This is a genomic window from Variovorax sp. V35, assembly GCF_041154465.1.
Classification (GTDB): Bacteria; Pseudomonadota; Gammaproteobacteria; order Burkholderiales; family Burkholderiaceae_C; genus Variovorax; species Variovorax boronicumulans.
In genome coordinates, this window is the sequence record NZ_AP028666.1 from 2926589 (window position 1) to 2940142 (window position 13554).

Genomic DNA, 13554 nt, shown 5'->3' on the forward strand with positions numbered 1-13554 from the left:
TCAGGGATTCGCGGAGGCGTGCAGGTCGCGCGGCAATCGCAGCGTGGTCGCGCGTGCGCCTGCGGGGCACGGCCCGTCGGAGTAGGTCGCATCGCCCTCGGGCATGACGCACTTGTGCACCTCGACGACGGCAGGAACGGACTTGGCGGCGGGGCCGATCACCGGGGGCTCGAAGTGCGTGTTCGTCAGCGTGGCAGGTTCCTTGGATGCGCGGGTCACCGCATCCGGCAACGTTTCGCGGGCGGTCGATCTGTCGGGCTCGGCCTCGACCGGAACGACTGCCGTGGTCAAGAGCGCAGCACGCGCCGCACTCTCGTGCACCAGGTCTTTCAAGGTCACATAGAAGAGCGACATCGCCACCAGCGCCACGCCCAGGCACGGGGCCCAGTACCGCCGGGGGTCGCCTGCAGGCGGGCGGACCCGCGGGGTCAACGCCGCGGCCATGCCAGGCCTCCGTTCTGCAACACGCCGGCCAGCTTCGCGATGCCGCCGGTGCCGCTCGCCGCCCGGCCGATCAGCGCGCCGCCGGCGGCGCCCGCGATGACTCGCATCAGGAACGACCGGCTGCGGCCCGCGGCCAGCAACAGCAGCACGCCGGCGCCGAGCACGACGAGGTGTTCGCCGGGGTAGTCGGCGCGCGCCGCATCCACCTGCTTGATCTTGTCGATCGTCTGTTTCAGGTCCATGGCTGAAGCTCCTTGTCGTGTTCAGCCGTTCTTACCGGTGAGCGCCGGGCTCTGCTGTAGGCCGGCGCCATGCGCGGTGACGGAATCCGTCGCGAAAACGCCGTGGAGAAAGCCGCATCGCACGGGAAGCGGGGCGCTCTCGATAATGCAACCCGCTTGTAGAGAACCCCACAGACGTAGAGAAGTTGAGAACCGCGAAATGAGTGCAGCAGATTTTCTTTTCGCCCCCGAGGTGCAAAAGCTCTTGATGGTCGCCTACGCGGCGCCCCACCAACCCCTGTCTTCCAGCGAGCTGGCCCATCGCTCGAAGCTCGACCCCGCCGATGCGGAGCGCACCCTGGCGCACCTCGTCGGCAGCGGCATCCTGAAGAAGCAAAAGCCGAAGGCCGAGGAGGCCGAGACCTTCGCGATCGACCGCGCGTTCATCTTCCACGACGAACTGCGCAACATCGCGCTCAAGTCGTTCGCCGCGGCCGAGCCGGTTCGCGCGATGCTGCGCAGCAAGTTCAAGGCCTCGGTCGTGCGCGCCTTCGTGCTCGCGGAGGACGAAGACGGCACCCTGGAGCTGCTCGTCGTGCACGGCCAGTCGATGCCCGACGAAGCCACCCTGGCGGCCGCCTGCCGGAAGCTCTCGAAGAACATCCACCGTCACCTGAAGGTGCACGTCATCTCGAACGCGAAGTTCAACGGCCTCACGCCGCGCGATGCACTGATGCCGAAACCCGCGGCGCTCGAGATCATCAAGCCCGGGGATACGAAGGCGCCGCTGCCCGCCGAGAAGGTCGGCCTCTTGCAGAGCGCGAGGAAGAAGTTGGCGACGCTGTCGCGTTCGTCGGCGTGATCGCCTGGCTTGGGTCCCCTGAGGCCAGCTGCGGATGCCGGCCGCGACGGACCCCGACGTGTTCCTGAAGGCGGCCTGAGCCGGGGAGGAGGGCGCGCTGGGGGACAATCGAAGCAACCCCCTCGACATCACAGCATTCCACGACCATGCCTCGCCTCGACGACCCCCGCCACGACGCCGAAGTCGGCTCCCGCGACAGCACCCTTGACACCACCCGCATCGACGACGTGCGCATCGGCGCCGTGCGTCCCCTCATGACCCCCGCGCTGCTGCAGGAGCGCGTGCCCGTGCGCGACAACACGCTCGCGCTGGTCGAAGGCAGCCGCGCGGCCATCGCCGACGTGCTGCACGGCCGCGACGACCGGCTGGTCGTGGTGGTCGGCCCGTGCTCCATCCACGACCACGACCAGGCCATCGAGTACGCACAGCGCCTGAAGAGGGTGGCCGATTCGCTGCAGGACGACCTGCTCATCGTGATGCGCGCCTACTTCGAGAAGCCGCGCACCACCGTCGGCTGGAAGGGCTATATCAACGACCCGCACCTGGACGGCAGCTTTGCCATCAACGAAGGCCTGGAGCGAGCGCGGCGCCTGCTGCTGGAGCTGACCACGCTGGGCCTGCCGACCGGCACCGAGTTCCTCGACCTCTTGAGCCCGCAGTTCATCGCCGACCTGATCGCCTGGGGCGCCATCGGCGCGCGCACCACCGAGAGCCAGAGCCATCGCCAGCTGGCCTCGGGCCTGAGCTGCCCGGTCGGTTTCAAGAACGGCACCGACGGCAGCGTGAAGGTGGCGGCCGACGCCATCCTCGCGGCGCGTGCGCCGCATGCCTTCATGGGCATGACCAAGATGGGCATGGCCGCGATCTTCGAGACGCGCGGCAACGACGACTGCCACGTGATCCTGCGCGGCGGCAAGGCGCCCAACTATTCGGCGGCGGATGTCGCTTCGAGCTGCGAGGCGCTGCTGGCCAACGGCCTGCGCCCCCAGGTGATGATCGACGTCTCGCACGGCAACAGCAGCAAGCAGCACCAGCGCCAGATCGTGGTGGCCGAAGACGTGGCCGCGCAGATCGCGGGCGGCGAGCGGCGCATCACCGGGATCATGATCGAGAGCCACCTCGAGGAAGGCCGGCAGGACCTGAAGCCTGGTGTGCCGCTGAAGCACGGCGTGTCGATCACCGATGCGTGCATCGGCTTTGCGCAGACGGTGCCGGTGCTCGAGGGGCTGGCGTCGGCGGTGAAGGCGCGGCGCCGGTTGGCCAGGGCCTGAGGCTGACGGGGGGGCAGGGCGACTCCCTGCCGTCTGCGCCCGGGCGGGTCCGGGCAACGCTTTGAGCCGGCCCGCATCGACTTCCTGAGGCTGCCCAGCCTCGGGCGCCACCAAGCCCTGCGCTTGTTGCGACCACTTCCCCACCCGCTATCGACCGCACCAAGGCCTCCACTTCGCGGAGGCAGGGGGCGCTTTGACTGTGGTGGAAATGTAAACAATGCAAACAGTTTTCCAATTGTTACGAGAACTAGATCACGAAATTTGAGCCGAGGCGCCGTGAATCCGAGGGCAAACGGGCCGGTTGTGGGGCATCCTTGCGCCACTTTGTAGTCAAAACGTATGCAAAATGATTACAAAATACCGACCTGTCAGGTCTTATTGATTACATTTGGAGTGCTTTCATGCTCAAGCTCGCAGTCGCCGCAGCGGCCACCGCCACCCTCGTTTTCGCATCCGGCTCGGCCCTGGCTGACACCGCCGGTGCCAGCTTCCAGGTCAAGATGACCATCGTGCGCAGCTGCTCGGTGACCGCCGGCAACGCCTCCGACATCAGCCTGGGCACCTCCGTGCAGCCCACCGCCACCAACCAGACGGGCAACAACACCATCTCGGTCACCTGCTCCAAGACCACGCCGTACACCGTCGGCCTGCTGCCTTCGTCCACGAACGGCGGCACCACCGACGGCACGGGCGCCATGTCGTCCGTCGCCAACTCGGCCACCAACACCGACAAGGTGCCCTACGCGCTGTACTCCAACGCGGGCAACACCGCCGTGTGGGGCAACACCGTCGGCACCGGCGCCAATGTGGTCGGCGGCACGGGCACCGGTGCGGCGATCACGCACACGGTCTACGCCAAGAACACCAACGCCAACTTCACCCCGGACAGCTACGCCGACACCGTCACGGTGACGGTCACGTACTGAGCCCGTACCCGTACTGAATCGTGAGACGTGCACTTGCCATCCTCGGACTGTGGGGCGCATGCCTGCTTGGCGGCGGTGCGGTCCAGGCGGCCGGCCTGCAGGTCTCGCCCGTCACCCTGACGCTGGCGCCGACACGGCAGGGCGACGGGCTCTGGCTGAGCAACACGGGAACGGCGCCGCTGGATGCGCAGATCCGCGTCTTCCGATGGACGCAGGTGGACGGACAGGACCGCATGGAGCCGGCGGATGGACTGGTCGTCAGCCCGCCCATGCTGCAGCTGCCCACCGACGGACGGCAATTGGTGCGCGTGATCCGCAACGGCCCGCCGCCCGCGGGCCCGGCGGAAGAGGCCTACCGCGTGCTGGTGGATGAGCTGCCCGTGCCCCAGGCGGCGGGCGCGGCGGCGGATGGCAAGAAGAGCAACCTGAACTTCGTGATGCGGCACTCGCTGCCCATCTTCGTGTCCCCGGCGGGCGCGGAGCCAGCCCCCGCGCAGTTGCGCTGGAACCTGCGGCGCGAGGACGGCAAGGCCGTGCTGGAAGTCAGCAACAGCGGCGGGGTGCATGCCCAGCTGGCGGACCTCGTGTTCACCGGCGCGGATGGCCGCGCCGTCGCCGCCTATACCGGCTTGCTGGGCTACGTGCTGCCCGGCGCCACCATGCGCTGGCCGCTGAAGACGTCGCCCGCTGCCCTGGTCGGCGCGGGTCGCTGGCAGGTCATGATCGATGGCAGAACGACGGACGCCAACCTCGCGCCGCTGGCGCGCTGAGCGGGCGGGGTTCGCTGCGAGGGCCTTGCTGGCTCCGTTTGCGCTGGCCCTGACCACGCTCCCCGCCCACGCAGCGCCCGCCGCGCAGTCCGTGCCGGGGGCCATGACGCTGTACCTGGAGGTCAGCCTCAACGGCATGGCGCGCGGGCTGCACCCGTTTCGCCTGCAGGCCGGGGCCTTGTCGGCCTCCCGCGCGGTGCTGCGCGAACTGAGTTTCTCCCTGCCCGACAACGGCGCCGAATGGCTGCCCCTGCGCGACCTGCCCGGGCTCGTGGCCGACTACGACGCCGCGCGCCAGCAACTGAGCCTGACCGCGCCGCTGGCGATGCTGCAGCTGCCCACGGCCACGGTGGGGCAGGCGGCAGTCACCGCGCAGCCCCTGAGCACGTCCACCGGCCTGCTGCTGAACTACGACCTCTATGGCACCCAGGGCAGGGGCGGCAGCGCCAGCCTGAGCGCCTTCGGCGAGCTGCGCGCCTTCCGCGGCGCCAGCGTGCTCAGCACCACCTGGCTGATGCAGCGCACGCACGACACCCAGGGCTGGAAGGACCAGTCCGTGCGCATGGACAGCACCTGGAGCATGGCCTTCCCCGACAGGATGCTCACCCTGCGCGTGGGCGACACGCTCACCGGCGCCGTGCCCTGGTCGCGCGCCACGCGCATCGGCGGTATCCAGCTGTCGCGCGACTTCGGCCTGCAGCCCTACCGGCAGACCGCACCGCTGCCCAGCTTCATCGGCTCGGCCACGATGCCTTCGGACGTGGAGCTGTTCATCGACGGCATCCGCCAGTACAGCGGCCAGGTGCCGGCGGGGCCTTTCCAGCTCAACGCGCTGCCGCGCATCAACAGCACGGGCACGGCGCAGGTGGTGGTGACCGACGCGCTGGGCCGCGCCGCCACGCTGAGCTTCTCACTCTTCGACAGCAGCCGCCTGCTGGCGCCCGGGCTGACCGACTGGACGGTGGACCTGGGCGTGGTGCGCCGCAACTACGGCCTGCGCTCCTTCGACTACGGCAAGCAGCCGGTGCTGACCGGCACCTGGCGCCGGGGGCTCAGCGACAGCTTCACGGTGGAGGCGCATGGCGAAGTGACGCGCGGCCTGGCGCTGGCCGGCGCGGGCGGCGTGTGGCAGTTGGGCGCCGCGGGCACGCTGTCGGCGGCGCTGGCGGGCAGCCGGCATGACGCCGACACCCCCGGCGGCAGTCGCAGCGGCACGCAGACCAGCCTGGGCTACCTGTGGCGGCAGGAGCGCCTGTCGGTGGGTCTGAACGGCACGCGCACCCAGGGCGACTACCGCGACGTGGCCACGGCCTACGGCGCGGCCCCGGCCAAGGGCAGCGCCAGCGCGAGCGTGGGCTACGACATGGGCGGCCTGGGCAACGTTAGCGTCAGCTACCTCTACCTGCGCCCGGTCGGTCAGAACGCGTCGCGCTACGCCAGCGTGAACTGGTTCCGTTCGATCGGGCGCACGACCTCGGTTTCGGTGGGCATGAACCAGAACCTGGACAAGCGCAGTGACCGCGGCATCTTCGTCGGCCTGAGCTGGTCTTGGGACGCGCAGACCAGCGTGAGCGCCGGCGTGCAGCGCAGCGGCGACCAGGGCACGGTGGGCACCGTCAGCGCGCAGCACTCCCCCCTCGGTGACGGCGGCTGGGGCTGGCGCGCCACCGCGCGCACGGGCGGCGGCACGACCGGTGGCCAAGCCGAAATCAACTACCTCGGCCCCTACGGCCGCGTGCAGGCCGGCGTGAGCGAGATGGGCGGCGGCCGCGCCAGCCGCTACGCCTATGCCGGCGCCAGCGGTGCGCTGGTGTTGATGGGCGGCGGGGTGCTGGCCGCGCGGCGCATCGACGACGCCTTTGCGGTGGTGGACACCGACGGCGTGGCCGGCGTGCCCGTGAAGCTCGAGAATCGACCGGTGGGGCAGACCAATGCGAGCGGGCTGCTGCTGGTCGTTCCGGTGAACGCCTACCAGAACAACAAGCTGGCGATCGACCCGATGGACCTGCCCGCCGACGTGCGCATCGAGCGCGCCGAGAGCCTCATCACCCCGGCCGGCCGGTCGGGCGCACGGGCGCATTTCGGCATCACGCCCGTGCGGGCCGCCCACGTGGCACTGACGGACGCGCAGGGCCAGCCCTTGCCGCTGGGCAGCCGTGTGCAGGTGAACGGCCAGGAGGGCGGGCAGGGCGGCGGTGCGGTGGTGGGCTACGACGGCTGGGTGTACCTGGACACGCTCGACGTGCGCAACACGCTGGCCGTGCGCACGCCCGACGGCGCGGTGTGCCGGGCGCAGTTCGACTGGCGGCGTCCCGAAGGCGGTGGTTTGCAGAAAGAGCGGTTGACATGTGGACGTTGAGATTCGTGAAACTGGCGCTGGCGCTCTCGTGGCTGCTGGGCATGGGCGCGGCGCATGCCGACCCGAGCTGCTGGGTCGCCAGCCAGCCGAGCTTCGCCTTCGGCACCGTCACGGCGTCGGCGGCGACGGACACCACCGCCACGGTCGGCTTCGCGTGCCAGAACGACACCGGCCAGACCATGTACTTGAGCTACTGCGTGTACGTCTCCCAGGGCAACGAGATCGCCGGCTACGCCCCGCGCTACATGACCAACTGGAACGGTTCGCAGATGGCCTACAACATCTATGCCGACGCGGCCCGCAGCGGCATCGTCGGCCCGCCGCCGGGCGGCGGCACCTACGCCAGCGCGGGTGGCACCTTCGTGCTGCCGGCCAGCGGCGGCAATGTCGCGTTGAACATCCCGCTGTATGGCCGCGTGCCGTCCGGGCAATCGCTGGCGGCGGGCAGCTACCAGGCCAACATCTACAACTCCGAGGTCGTCTGGGGCATGAAGAGCGGCAACGCGCCCGACAGCTGCATCGCGAGTTCGGCCAAGTACGTCGGCAGGACGAACTTCTACACGCAGGTCACGGCCCTCTATTCCAACGCCTGCACCGTCAGCGTGGCGGCCACCGACCTGGACTTCGGCAGTGCCAGCTCGCTGAGCGCCGCGGTCAACGGCACGGCCGCCATCACCATGGCCTGCCCGCCCAGCACCGCCTGGAAGGTGGGGCTGAGCAATGGCGTGAACGTGGCAGGGACGCAGCGGCGCATGGCGGGCGGCACCGGTGACTACATCCAGTACGAGCTCTACCGCGATGCCGCGCGCTCGCTGCGCTGGGGCAACACCGTCGGCACGGACACGGTCGACGGCAGCGGCAACCCCGGCAGCAGCATTCCGGTCTATGGGCGGGTGCCGGCCCAGACCAATGTGACGCCGGGCAGCTACAGCGACACGATCACGGTCACCGTGACCTACTGAAGAATCGCCATCGCCCCGGGGCCGGGCCGCGCATCAGATCGGCGCGTACGTGCCCGTGCCGCCCGGCCAGGCCGTCAGCACCTCGTAGCCGTCGGCCGTGACCGCGACCATGTGCTCCCACTGCGCCGACAGCGAGCGGTCCTTGGTCACGACGGTCCAGCCGTCGGCCAGCTGCTTCGTTTCGGCGCGGCCCGCATTGAGCATCGGCTCGATGGTGAAGACCATGCCCGGCTCGAGCACGAGGCCCGCCCCGCGCCGCCCGAAGTGCAGCACCTGCGGTTCGTCGTGGTAGATGCGGCCGATGCCGTGCCCGCAGTATTCGCGCACCACGCTGAAGTGCTCGCGCTGCGCGACCGACTGGATCGCGTGGCCCACGTCGCCCAGCGTCGCGCCGGGCTTCACCTGGCGGATGCCGGCGCACAGCGCTTCGTAGGTCGTCTCCACCAGCCGGCGCGCGAGCACGCTGGGCGCACCGACGAAGAACATGCGGCTGGTGTCGCCGAACCAGCCGTCCTTGTTGACGGCGACGTCGATGTTGACGATGTCGCCCGCCTTCAGGATCTTGTCGGGCGAGGGAATGCCGTGGCACACCACCTGGTTCACGGAGGTGAGGATGGTCTTCGGATAGCCCAGGTAGCCCACGTTGGCGGGAATGGCGCCTTGCACCTTCACGATGTGCGCGTGGCAGAGGCGGTCGAGCGCTTCGGTGCTCACGCCGGGCACGACGTGGGGCTCGATCATGGCCAAGACCTGCGCGGCCAGCTGGGCGGCGCGCCGCGCCATCACCAGTTCGTCGGCCGAGCGGAGGGGAACGTCGTGTGCCATCAGTGCTGCTTGCCGTTGGCGGGGGCGCGGGGCTTGCCGGGTGGGGCCGCAGTGACTGTCGCGGCAATGTCCAGCCCGCCCGAGAGCTCGGCCTGGATCAGCAGCTGGCAGACCTCCCGGTAGTCGAGGTCGGGATGCATCTCGGTCAGCATGCCGACCCGCATCCAGTGCTCTGCCTGCGCATTGATCGACCGGCTGAGGGCGTTGCCCGCCACGCGCAGGTTCTCGTGCATCAGGTCTGAAATCTTGACGATGCCCATGGGCCACCTCTGTATGAAACGTATATGGATTGTATGCGTTTCATGTGGTCGGGTGTTTGAGGCCGGTCTACGCGCTCTTGTCTCGCGCGATCAGCAGGTTGCGCGCCTCCGCCAGCAGCGGCTTCACGGTCTCGAAGGTCGCGGCGCTCGGGTTGATCACGCTGACCCAGTGCATCTTGGCGTACACCGGGTGCGGCATCAGCCGGTCGAGCGCGGTGTAGTCGATGTCGACTGGCGGCTGCTCGCCGAACAGCGCGCGAAAGGTCTCCTTGCCCACGCCGACGTTCAGGCGGAACACGCCGGGCCGGTTCAGCTTCGAGGCGCTGTCGAACTCGTTGTCCTTCGTCACGATCGTGGCGAAGGGGAACTTGTTGTCCGCGCCGTGGAAGAAGAAGGTGTTGTCGTCGGCCACTTCGAAATGGCCGCCGCCGAGCATGTCGATGAGGTGTTGGGTGATGTCGTCTTCGGTCATGGAGATTGGATGAGGTCAAGGCTTCCAGCGCCGCAGGCCGAGCTCGTCGGCGAGCGCCTGGTAGGCCTTGATGCGCGCCTGCACGTAGTCGTCGAGCGCGGCGCCGGTGAGGGCGAAAGGATAAAGGCCGTGCCGTTCGCGCAGGGCCGCGTAGCCTGGCGCGGCCGTGGCCTCGGCGAAGGCGGCGGTCCAGGCGCGCACGGCGGCGTCGGGCACGTTGGCGCTCAGGTAGACGCCGCGCACGGTCGGCCAGACGATGTCCGCGCCTTGCTCGCGCGCGGTGGGTACGCCGGTGAGCGCGCCGCCCAGCCGCGCTTCGGACAGCACCGCGAGCAGGCGCAGCGGCGCGCCGCCGGCGATGGCCTGCAGCGCCTCGGCGGCGTCGCCGGGGAACGCGTCGACGTGCTTGCCCTGCAGCGCGCCCAGCGCATCGCCGCCGCCTTCGAAGGACACGAAGCGCATCGCCTTCGGTGCGCCGCCCGCCGCGCGCACCAGCAGCGCGGCCTTCACCCAGTCCTGGCTGCCGACCGTGCCGCCAGCGCCGAAGACCACGCGCGACGGGTCCTGGCGCAGCGCGGCGATCAGGTCCTGCAGGCGGCGGTAGGGCGAGTCGCGGTGCACGGCGACCACGCCGTAGTCGGTGCCCAGCGTGGCGATCCAGCGCACGGCCGAGGGCGGGTGCGGCCCGAAGCGGCCCTGCGCGAGGTTGAGCAGCGAACCACTCGAAAACGCGACCAGGGTGCCCGGCCCGCCGAGCTGGCCGCTCGCGATGCGGTCGAAGGCCACCGCGCCGATGCCGCCCGGCAGGTAGCGCTGCGCGAGCGGCGTGCGCGCGGGGCGCACGGCCTGCAGCGCATCGCGCGCCAGCGCGCAGGTCAGCGCGAAGCCGCCGCCGGCCTTGGCGGGAATCACGCATTCCGCCGGGCCTTCGGGCGCATCGCCCGTCGCCGCCGTCGCCTGCAGCGCGGCAGGCGCGAGCCACGCGGACAGCGCGCGCAGCGCATGGCGACGGGTGAAGGCGAGAGGGCGTGGCATCGAAGGGACGGAGGGCGGCGGTTCACCCCGCGGGACGGGGCCACCAGATGATGGCATGCAGGCCCGGCCCCGCGCCGCGCGCTTCGAGCCGCAAATCGCCACGGTGCCGTTGCGCGATCGAACGCACGATCGCCAGGCCGAGCCCGAAGCCGCCCTGGTCCGCGCGCGTGCCACGCCGGAAGCGCTGGCCCAAGGTGGCGCGCTCGTCCTCGCTCAGGCCGGGGCCGTCGTCCTCCACGTTGAGGCTCCAGCCCGCGGCGTCGCCGGCCGCGAAGAGCGTGATGGTGCCGGCCGCCGGCGTGTAGGCGATGGCATTGGCCACGAGGTTGCTCAGCGCCTCGCGCAGCAGGCCGCGGTCGCCCACCGCCTGCAGGTCGGGCGAGGGCGCATGAATGCCCAGGTCGATGCGCTTGGCGCGTGCCAGCGGCAGCAGGTCGACCGCCACCTCGCGCAGCAACTCGGCGGTGTCGAATTCGGCGGGCGCCACGGCCACGGTGTCGCTGCGGCCCAGCGCCAGCAGCTGCTGCGCGCTGCGCGTGGCGCGGCCGATCTCGGCACCCAGCGCATCGAGCGCGGCGCGCACCTGCGCCGGGTCGTCCTCGCGGCGTGCGTAGTCGGCCTGCATCTGCAGCGTGGTCAGGTGCGTGCGCAGCTGGTGCGAGGCGTCGTCCAGAAACTGCCGTTGTTGTGCGACCAGTTCCTGCGTGCGCGCCATCTGCTGGTTCACGGCGGCGACCAACGGGCGCACCTCGGCGGGCAGGTCGGTCTCGGCGATGCGCGTCAGGTCGTCGGGCGTGCGTGCCTGCACCTCGCGCGCCAGCCGCGACAGCGGGCGCAGCGCCGCCGCCAGCGCCAGCGCGGTGCCGCACAGCAGCATCGCGAGGATCAGCCCGTCGCGCAGTGCGGCGCTGCGCACGAAGCGGCTCGTGAACTCCTGGCGCGAGCGCGTGCTCTCGCCGACCTGGATCAGCACGCTGCGCCCGGTGCTGCCGGCCGGCGCGCGGTCCAGGTCGCGCCGGTAGGCCGCGAGCCGCACGGCCTCGCCGAAGTAGGTGGCGTCGTAGAAGGCCGGTACGCCCATCGCCGGCTCGACGGGCGGCGCGGGCAGGTCGGCGCTGCCCAGCTCGACCAGCCCGTCGGAGGTCGCGACGCGAAAGAACACCTGCCCGCTGGCCGTGAGCTCGAAGAACTCGAACATCGTGTACGGCAGCTCGACCGACAGCCCGCCCGAGGCCGTGGAGATGTTCGCGTCGATCGACTTGAGCGCGCCGAGCAGCGAACGGTCGTAGGCAGCGTTGGCAGCGGCCAGCGCGTCGTGCCGCGTCATCCACAGCTCGATGCCCGTCACCAGCAGCAGGGCGGGGAACAGCAGCAGCGCGAGCCGCTGCCACAGGCTGGTGCGGCGCATGCGGTCGGTGAAGCGGCGCAGCGCGCTCACTCAGTCCGCTTCCAGCACGTAGCCCAGGCCGCGCAGCGTGACGATGCGCACGCCGCTGCCGTCGAGCCGCTTGCGCAGCCGATAGACCAGCACCTCGATGGCTTCGAGGTGCACCTCGTCGTCGTCGGAGAACACGCGGTCGAGGATCTGCTGCTTCGACAGCGGCTCGCCGCTGCGCTGCACCAGCGCGCGCAGCACCGCCTGTTCGCGCGGTGACAGGGCGAGCGCCTCACTGTTCAGCGTGAACTGCCGGCGCGCGCCGTCGTACACCAGCGGCCCGCAGGCCAGGCGCGGATGCTCCACGCCGCGCGCGCGGCGCACCAGCGCGTGCAGTCGCGCTTCGAGCTCGGCCAGCGCGAAGGGCTTGGCGAGGAAGTCGTCCGCGCCCGCGTTGAGGGAGGCGACGCGCTCGTCCAGCGAATCGCGCGCCGTGAGGATCAGCGCCGGCAGCCGCTGGTCGCGTTCGCGCAGCCGCTGCAGCACCGTGTGGCCGTCCATGCCGGGCAAGCCCAGGTCGAGCACCAGCGCGTCGTGGTCGCGCTGCTGCAGCGCCCGGTCGGCCAGCCGGCCGTCGTCCACCCACTCGACCTGGATGCCCGCATGCTCCAGCGCCTTGCAGAGCCAGGTGCCCAGGGTGTGTTCGTCTTCGGCCAGCAGGATGCGCATGGCGCCGATGCTAGGGCCTGCCTGCCTCAATCAGGCTTGATGTTTGCCCGGGCGATGACCTTTTGCCAGCGGTTCTGTTCTGCGGTGATGAACTGCGCGAACTGCTCCGGCGTGCCGCCCACGGCCTCGGCCGCATCGGCCGTGAGGCGCTGCATCGAGTCGGGTGACTTCACGGCCTTCATGGTCTCGGCCGACAGCTTGGCCATCTGCGCGGGCGTGATGCTGGCCGGCGCGAGCATGCCGTACCACTGCGTCATCTCGAAACCGGGGAAGCCTTGCTCGGCCACGGTCGGCACGTCGGGCAGCTGCGCCAGGCGCTTGGCCGAGCCGGTCGCGATGCAGCGCACCTTGCCGGCCTTGATGAACGGAATGATCGCCGCCGCGCCGATGGCCGAGGCATCGAGCCGGCCCGAGAGCAGGTCGGTCACCATCGGGCCGGTGCCGCGGTAGGGCACGTGCAGCATGAAGACCTCGGCCGTCATCTTCAGGTACTCGAAGGCCAGGTGGCCGGCGCTGCCGTTGCCGGCCGAGCCGTAGCTGAGCTTGCCGGGCTTGCTCTTGGCATAGGCGATGAATTCCTTGAGGTTCTTCGCCGGCACGTCGGGGTGCACCACGTACAGGCTGGGCACCTTGGCCAGCAGGCTCACGGGCTTGAAGTCCTTGTTCGCGTCGTAGGGCAGCTTGGCGAAGATGTAGGGGTTCACGGCCAGCGTGCCGATGTGGCCGAGGATCAGCGTGTGCTGGTCGGTGGCGCGTGCCACCTCGCTCATGGCGATGTTGCCGGCCGCGCCGGGCTTGTTGTCCACGAACACGCTCTGGCCCAGCGTGCGCGACAGCTCGGCGGCGGTGGAACGCGCCACGATCTCCGAGCTGCCGCCCGGTGCGAAGGGCACGACGAAACGGATCGACTTGCTGGGCCAGGTATCTTGCGCGCAGGCCATCGAAGGCAGCAGGCCGCCGAGGGTGAGGGCGCCGCCGGCTTGCAGCCAGTGGCGGCGGCTCAGGGGAACGTCGGTGGGGAAGCGGTCGGACATGGCTTGTCT

At 70.2% G+C, this 13554-nt stretch carries 15 protein-coding genes; 6 read left to right on the forward strand and 9 right to left on the reverse strand.

What is annotated here, in order from left to right; all coding sequences use genetic code 11:
- Nucleotides 1-444: a hypothetical protein gene (locus tag ACAM42_RS13550; protein ID WP_369632307.1), complete on the reverse strand. Its 444-nt coding sequence runs from the start codon at nt 442-444 to the stop codon at nt 1-3.
- The gene (locus ACAM42_RS13555) at nt 429-686 is read right to left on the reverse strand and encodes a hypothetical protein (protein ID WP_369632308.1); all 258 of its coding nucleotides are present in this window, start codon (nt 684-686) and stop codon (nt 429-431) included. The genes ACAM42_RS13550 and ACAM42_RS13555 overlap by 16 nt, the downstream gene beginning before the upstream one ends.
- A gap of 199 nt (nt 687-885) precedes the next feature.
- Between ACAM42_RS13555 and ACAM42_RS13560 the strand changes: the two genes are divergently transcribed.
- The 6 genes from ACAM42_RS13560 (at nt 886) to ACAM42_RS13585 (ending at nt 7815) form a co-directional block, all read left to right on the forward strand.
- On the forward strand, nt 886-1527 hold the full coding sequence (locus ACAM42_RS13560) for a hypothetical protein (RefSeq protein WP_369632309.1): 642 nt from the start codon (nt 886-888) through the stop codon (nt 1525-1527).
- A gap of 146 nt (nt 1528-1673) precedes the next feature.
- A complete protein-coding gene (locus ACAM42_RS13565) occupies nt 1674-2798 on the forward strand; it encodes a 3-deoxy-7-phosphoheptulonate synthase (RefSeq protein ID WP_369632310.1) in 1125 nt (374 codons plus the stop codon).
- 401 nt (nt 2799-3199) lie between these two features.
- Nucleotides 3200-3724 (forward strand): spore coat U domain-containing protein, encoded by a 525-nt coding sequence (locus ACAM42_RS13570; protein WP_369632311.1) that lies wholly within the window; start codon nt 3200-3202, stop codon nt 3722-3724.
- Nucleotides 3725-3744: 20 nt separating this feature from the next.
- Nucleotides 3745-4494, forward strand: coding sequence for a molecular chaperone (locus ACAM42_RS13575; RefSeq protein WP_369632312.1), 750 nt, complete (start codon nt 3745-3747; stop codon nt 4492-4494).
- 25 nt (nt 4495-4519) lie between these two features.
- Entirely contained in the window at nt 4520-6853 is a 2334-nt protein-coding gene (locus tag ACAM42_RS13580; RefSeq protein WP_369632313.1) for a fimbria/pilus outer membrane usher protein, read from the forward strand.
- Nucleotides 6841-7815, forward strand: a complete 975-nt coding sequence (locus ACAM42_RS13585) for a spore coat protein U domain-containing protein (protein WP_369632314.1) — start codon at nt 6841-6843, stop codon at nt 7813-7815. The genes ACAM42_RS13580 and ACAM42_RS13585 overlap by 13 nt, the downstream gene beginning before the upstream one ends.
- 33 nt (nt 7816-7848) lie before the next feature.
- On the opposite strand, the gene map is transcribed toward ACAM42_RS13585, so the two are convergent.
- The 7 genes from map to ACAM42_RS13620 form a co-directional block, all read right to left on the reverse strand.
- A complete protein-coding gene (gene map / locus ACAM42_RS13590; RefSeq protein WP_369632315.1) occupies nt 7849-8640 on the reverse strand; it encodes a type I methionyl aminopeptidase in 792 nt (263 codons plus the stop codon).
- Entirely contained in the window at nt 8640-8900 is a 261-nt protein-coding gene (locus tag ACAM42_RS13595; protein ID WP_062482851.1) for a ParD-like family protein, read from the reverse strand. Before ACAM42_RS13595 ends, map begins: the two co-directional genes overlap by 1 nt.
- Before the next feature lie 67 nt (nt 8901-8967).
- On the reverse strand, nt 8968-9372 hold the full coding sequence (locus ACAM42_RS13600) for a DUF6194 family protein (RefSeq protein WP_369632316.1): 405 nt from the start codon (nt 9370-9372) through the stop codon (nt 8968-8970).
- 15 nt (nt 9373-9387) lie between these two features.
- The gene (locus tag ACAM42_RS13605) at nt 9388-10407 is read right to left on the reverse strand and encodes a Bug family tripartite tricarboxylate transporter substrate binding protein (RefSeq protein ID WP_369632317.1); all 1020 of its coding nucleotides are present in this window, start codon (nt 10405-10407) and stop codon (nt 9388-9390) included.
- A 22-nt stretch (nt 10408-10429) separates the two neighbouring features.
- Complete coding sequence (locus ACAM42_RS13610; RefSeq protein ID WP_369632764.1) at nt 10430-11815, reverse strand: sensor histidine kinase N-terminal domain-containing protein; 1386 nt, start codon at nt 11813-11815, stop codon at nt 10430-10432.
- Between the two features lie 30 nt (nt 11816-11845).
- Entirely contained in the window at nt 11846-12511 is a 666-nt protein-coding gene (locus ACAM42_RS13615) for a response regulator (RefSeq protein WP_095947407.1), read from the reverse strand.
- Between the two features lie 26 nt (nt 12512-12537).
- Entirely contained in the window at nt 12538-13545 is a 1008-nt protein-coding gene (locus tag ACAM42_RS13620) for a Bug family tripartite tricarboxylate transporter substrate binding protein (RefSeq protein ID WP_369632318.1), read from the reverse strand.
- Nucleotides 13546-13554: the final 9 nt, after the last annotated feature.

Bases quoted from the DNA above. Each gene is read 5' to 3' on its own strand.
- ACAM42_RS13615 (WP_095947407.1), bottom strand. From the start codon at position 12,511: ATGCGCATCCTGCTGGCCGAAGACGAACACACCCTGGGCACCTGGCTC.
- ACAM42_RS13620 (WP_369632318.1), bottom strand. From the start codon at position 13,545: ATGTCCGACCGCTTCCCCACCGACGTTCCCCTGAGCCGCCGCCACTGG.
- ACAM42_RS13560 (WP_369632309.1), top strand. From the start codon at position 886: ATGAGTGCAGCAGATTTTCTTTTCGCCCCCGAGGTGCAAAAGCTCTTG.
- ACAM42_RS13605 (WP_369632317.1), bottom strand. From the start codon at position 10,407: ATGCCACGCCCTCTCGCCTTCACCCGTCGCCATGCGCTGCGCGCGCTG.
- ACAM42_RS13570 (WP_369632311.1), top strand. From the start codon at position 3,200: ATGCTCAAGCTCGCAGTCGCCGCAGCGGCCACCGCCACCCTCGTTTTC.
- ACAM42_RS13555 (WP_369632308.1), bottom strand. From the start codon at position 686: ATGGACCTGAAACAGACGATCGACAAGATCAAGCAGGTGGATGCGGCG.
- ACAM42_RS13550 (WP_369632307.1), bottom strand. From the start codon at position 444: ATGGCCGCGGCGTTGACCCCGCGGGTCCGCCCGCCTGCAGGCGACCCC.
- ACAM42_RS13595 (WP_062482851.1), bottom strand. From the start codon at position 8,900: ATGGGCATCGTCAAGATTTCAGACCTGATGCACGAGAACCTGCGCGTG.
- map (WP_369632315.1), bottom strand. From the start codon at position 8,640: ATGGCACACGACGTTCCCCTCCGCTCGGCCGACGAACTGGTGATGGCG.
- ACAM42_RS13565 (WP_369632310.1), top strand. From the start codon at position 1,674: ATGCCTCGCCTCGACGACCCCCGCCACGACGCCGAAGTCGGCTCCCGC.
- ACAM42_RS13600 (WP_369632316.1), bottom strand. From the start codon at position 9,372: ATGACCGAAGACGACATCACCCAACACCTCATCGACATGCTCGGCGGC.
- ACAM42_RS13610 (WP_369632764.1), bottom strand. From the start codon at position 11,815: ATGCGCCGCACCAGCCTGTGGCAGCGGCTCGCGCTGCTGCTGTTCCCC.
- ACAM42_RS13585 (WP_369632314.1), top strand. From the start codon at position 6,841: ATGTGGACGTTGAGATTCGTGAAACTGGCGCTGGCGCTCTCGTGGCTG.